This window comes from Streptomyces sp. SID3343 (assembly GCF_009865215.1).
In the GTDB taxonomy this organism is placed as follows: Bacteria; Actinomycetota; Actinomycetes; order Streptomycetales; family Streptomycetaceae; genus Embleya.
Window position 1 is genome coordinate 1 of the sequence record NZ_WWJX01000113.1, and the last position, 4,566, is coordinate 4,566.

The following is a 4,566-nucleotide window of genomic DNA, read 5'->3' on the forward strand; positions in this document are numbered from 1 at the left end:
ACCACGCCGACCTGGCGGTAGTACGCGCCGATCACCTCGTCGACCTCCAGGCGCGCCAGTTCCTCCGTGGGCGCCTCGAACAGGGCCAGGTCCGCGTCGCCGCGCCACACCTGGCCACCCTCGGCGGACTCGGCGCCGCTGACCACCAGTTCGTCGAGCGCCAGCCCTCCGCCGGGCTCGATCGACGGCAGCCACCGGTGATGAGCCATCGGGTGACCGTTGACGAAGCCGTTGTGGGCGGCCGGTTCGCGCAGCGTCACCACCGCCTCGGCCAACCGCCGGTCGGCGGCGGCCAGCGTCGCGCCGAACGTCGCGCCGGGCTCGATCCGCGGCGCCGGGCCGTAGGGGTGCGGCCGGGTCTGGTGGATCGAGCCGAGCTTCTTCGGGTAGCCCTGGTGCAGGCCGCGGGCGATTGCGAAGTCCTTGTCGACCCAGATGTAGACGCAGCGCGAATAGGTCTGCCCGGCGTATCGGCAGCGCACCACCGCGAAGCACTCCTTGTACTGGCTGCGCACCGGGTCGAGCAGTTCCGCCCGCTCACCCGAACACGACTGCCAGTCGGCCCAGATCAGCGCGACCGCACCCGGGTCCTCGTCGGCGAGGGCGAGTTGCGGGGGCAGCAGTTCGGCGACCCGGGCCGGGTCGGTGCGGTACTCGATCGTGAGCAGGTCCCCCGAGTACTGCCACGGGGGCGCGGGGACGAGCGAGGAGCGGCCCGTGCCGGTCTTGGGATGGAAGAAACCGTGTACGCCGGGCATCGGCGCCTCCCTCGAAGCACAACGCTAATCGTTTGGGTCCGTACGATATGCCCCGCGCGACTCGTTGTCACGCCGGACGCCACCCCTCGTCCCACCCGAACGGAACGCACCCCGCCCGAACGGAACGCATCCCCACGCCCGAACCGCACGCACCCCCCACGTCCGAACGGAACGCATCCCCACGCCCGAACCGCACGCACCCCCCACGTCCGAGCGGCACGCATCCCCACGCCCGAACCGCACGCACCCCCCACGCCCGAACGGCAAGCGCCCCCACGCCCGAGCCGGACCGGCCCCCTCGCCCGAGCCGGACCTGCCCCAGCCCCGAACGAGACCCGTCGCCGGACCGAGAAAAGCCCTCGCGAACCCCTTGTGTGACACCGGCGCCGTCCATATGGTTTGGGTTCAAACGAATTACCGGGCCTGAACGGGCCGTCCTGTGCAGCGGTTGTCCTGCCGCCGCCCGCCCTGCGCGAGGAGTATCCGGTGAATGCATCCGTACCGGGCCGGGTCCACGAAGTGCTCGCCGATCTCAAGGGCCGAGGGATCGACGTCGTCCGCGTCGCCTACCCGGACCTGATCGGCACGGACCGGGGACGCGACGTCCTCGTGGACCACCTCCCGTCGGTATGCGCGCACGGCCTGGCGTTCTGCCGGGCGGTCTTCCACACCACCCCGCGCGGCGAGACCGTGCCCGTCGCCGGCGGCCTGGACGCCGGCCTCCCGGACATCTGCGTCTACCCCGACCTCGACACCCTCGTCGCGATCCCGTGGGAACCCGGCGTGGCGTGGTGCCTGAGCGAGACCCTGGACCCCGCGACCGGCCGGCTCGCCCCGGAGGCGCCGCGGTCGTTGCTGCGCGACCTGCTCACCCGGATGGCGGCCGAGGTCGGGCTGCGGCCGGTGATCGGGCCCGAGTTGGAGTACTTCCTGTGTGAACCCGACCCCGCTCCCACCCGCGAGGGCGGTTGGCGGCGGTACGGCGAGGCGACCGGCAACGTGTACGTGGCCGGCCGGCGCGGCGATCCGGACGGGCACCTGCTGCGCACGCTACGGCAGTTGAGCGCGCTCGGGATCGGCGTCACCACCGGCAACCACGAGTACTGCTCGGGCCAGTTCGAGATCAACCTCGACCACTCGGACGCGCTCGACGCGGCCGACCGGGCCTTCCGGTTCAAGGCATCGATCAAGGAACTCGCCCGCTTGGAGGGGCGATTGGCCACTTTCATGGCCAAGCCCTTCAACGACGAGGGCGGTTCGGGGTTCCACCTGCACCTGAGCTGCCTCGATGCCGCCGGGAACAACGTCTTCGACGACCCGCGGGGCGCGCACGGACTGTCGGACGTCGCCCACCACGCGATCGCCGGCGTCCTCGCGCACGCGCCCGCCCTGGCCGCGCTGATGAACCCGACGGTCAACTCGTACAAGCGCTTCGGGCCCGACACGCTCGCACCGTGGCTGATCGACTGGGGTTTGGACAACCGCAGCGCGATGGTGCGCATACCGCCCGAGCGCGGCGCGGGCGCGCGCTTGGAGATCCGACTCGGTGACGCCGGGGCCAACCCCTACCTCGCGATCGCCGGGCTGCTCGCCGCCGTGTACATCGGCGTGCGCGACACCCTGGAGGCGCCGGCGCCGCTAGAGGGCTACGGCTACGACGTCGCCAAGGCGTCGCGGTTGCCCACGACGCTCGCCGAGGCGCTCGACGCGTTCGAGGCGGACGACGCGATCACCGCATTGCTCGGCAAACAGTTCACCGACGCGTTCCTGACCTACAAGCGGGACGAGGTCGCGCGCTTTCGACGGCACGTCACGGACTGGGAGTTCGAGGAGTACGCCTACCACCTGTGAGGTGGGCAGTACGCCCACCACCGGGGGCCGGCCACCTGCCCGGCCACGCCCGCCGCCCTCGTACGACCCGCCGGGAGCCCAGCATGAGCACTCCGCCCACCCCCATCGCGGCCCACACCCCCATCGCGACCCACACCCCCGTCGCCCCCGAGCCCATGCCGCTCGCCGACATCGACCTCGCCGACAACGACCGTTTCCTCGACGGCGAAACGCCGTGGCGGATGTTCCACACGCTGCGCCGCGAGGACCCCGTGCACTGGCAGCCCGAAAAGGAACCGAACAGCGGCTTCTGGGCGTTGACCCGGCACGCCGACATCGTCGCCGTCGAACGCGACCCGCAGACGTTCACGTCGTCGCGGTTCACCAACCTCGAAGAGGTCGACGACTCGCAAATCGCCGTCCGCCGCTCGATGTTGGAGACCGACGGCCTGCGCCACACCGCCCTGCGCAAGCTGCTCCACAAGCAGTTCACGCCGCGCGCGATCGCCGACTACGGCACCTTCCTGCGCGGTCTGACCGCCACCACCCTCGACAACGCGCTCGCCAAGGGCACGTTCGACTTCGTGCGCGAGGTCTCCGCCGACTTCCCGATCAACGTGCTCGCGCGGATGCTGGACGTGCCGGACGAGGACACCGAGAAACTGATCGACTGGGGCAACCGGATCATCGGCAACACCGACCCGGACTATGCCGACGTACTGCTGGAGAGCGCGGAGAGCGAGCAATATCGCGACCTGCCCTTCCGTAGCCCGGCATCCCTGGAAGTCTTCGACTACGGTCGGGAGATGGCCGCCAAGCGGCGCGGCGGCCAGGGCACCGACCTGGTCAGCCGATTGGTCGACCAGGTTCCCTGCGACGGGGTGCCGCTGTCGCAGCACGACTTCGACAACTACTTCCTGCTGCTCGTGGTCGCGGGCAACGAGACCACGCGGCACGCCATTTCGCATTCGATGCTCGCGCTGATCCGCAACCCCGAGCAACTGGATCGCCTGCGCGACGACCTCACGCTGATGCCGAACGCGGTCGAGGAGTGCCTGCGGTGGGCGTCTCCCGTCTACCACTTCCGCCGCACCGCGACGCGCGACACCGAACTGGGCGGCAAGCGCGTACGCGAGGGCGACAAGGTCGTGCTGTGGTTCGCCTCGGGAAACCGCGACGAGGCCGTGTTCGAGAACCCGTACGACTTCGACGTCACCCGCAAGAAGGTCGACCACGTCACCTTCGGCAAGGGTGGCCCGCACTTTTGCCTGGGCAGCGCACTGGCCCGGCTGGAGCTGCGGATCATGTTCGAGGAACTGCTGCCCCGCATCGCCGACATCACCCTCGCCGGCGACGTGCGCCGGGTGCGCTCCAACTTCGTCAACGGGATCAAGGAACTCCCGGTGACGATCACCCCGGCGTGAGCCTGCTCGCCGGTCCCGTGGGCACGAAGCGCACGGGCGTACCCGGTCGCGCCTGGGCGATCGCCGTGAGGTGCTCCGGTGGCACCACGCCGATCACCGGATAGCCGCCGGTGACCGGGTGATCGGCGAGGAAGACCACCGGGCGCCCGTCGGACGGCACCTGGACGGCGCCCGACACCATGCCCTCGCTGGGCAGTTCGTCGGTACGGCGCCGGGCGAGCGGCGGCCCGTCGGTGCGCAGCCCGATCCGGTTGCTCGCCGACGCCACCGTGTATCGCGCCCGCGCCAGGTCGCTCAACGCGGCCGGGGTGAACCAGTCGTGGCGCGGCCCGATCAGCAGTGGCAGCACGAGTTCGGCGGGCGGCCCCTGCCAGCGGGCCACGTCCGCGCCCGGAGCCGGCAGGGCGGCGCCGCCGCAGCCCACTGGGAGCACGTCGCCGGTCACGATCGGCGGCGGGCCCAGACCCGACAACAGGTCGGTGGATCGGCTGCCCAGGACCGGCTCGACGGCCACGCCGCCGGCGAAGGCCACATAGCTGCGCAGGCCGTACGTC

Annotated in this window: 4 protein-coding genes; 2 read left to right on the top strand and 2 right to left on the bottom strand. The window is 71.0% G+C overall.

Annotation, left to right across the window (positions count from 1 at the left end; genetic code table 11):
- A partial coding sequence (locus GT354_RS03930) for an acetoacetate decarboxylase family protein (protein WP_161354756.1) occupies nt 1-758 on the bottom strand: 758 nt, incomplete at its 3' end.
- 486 nt (nt 759-1,244) lie between these two features.
- Here GT354_RS03930 and GT354_RS03935 point away from each other — a divergent pair.
- Both GT354_RS03935 and GT354_RS03940 read left to right on the top strand, forming a co-directional pair.
- Nucleotides 1,245-2,609 (top strand): glutamine synthetase family protein, encoded by a 1,365-nt coding sequence (locus GT354_RS03935; RefSeq protein ID WP_161354757.1) that lies wholly within the window; start codon nt 1,245-1,247, stop codon nt 2,607-2,609.
- A 155-nt stretch (nt 2,610-2,764) separates the two neighbouring features.
- Nucleotides 2,765-4,012 carry a cytochrome P450 gene (locus GT354_RS03940; protein ID WP_161354759.1) on the top strand — a complete coding sequence of 416 codons (1,248 nt, stop codon included), beginning with the start codon at nt 2,765-2,767 and terminating at the stop codon, nt 4,010-4,012.
- Here the strand turns inward: GT354_RS03940 and GT354_RS03945 are convergent.
- A partial coding sequence (locus GT354_RS03945; protein WP_161354758.1) for a biotin-dependent carboxyltransferase family protein occupies nt 3,999-4,566 on the bottom strand: 568 nt, incomplete at its 5' end. The genes GT354_RS03940 and GT354_RS03945 overlap by 14 nt on opposite strands.

Coding starts and splice junctions, on each gene's coding strand:
- GT354_RS03940 (WP_161354759.1), top strand. CDS start 2,765: ATGCCGCTCGCCGACATCGACCTCGCCGACAACGACCGTTTCCTCGAC.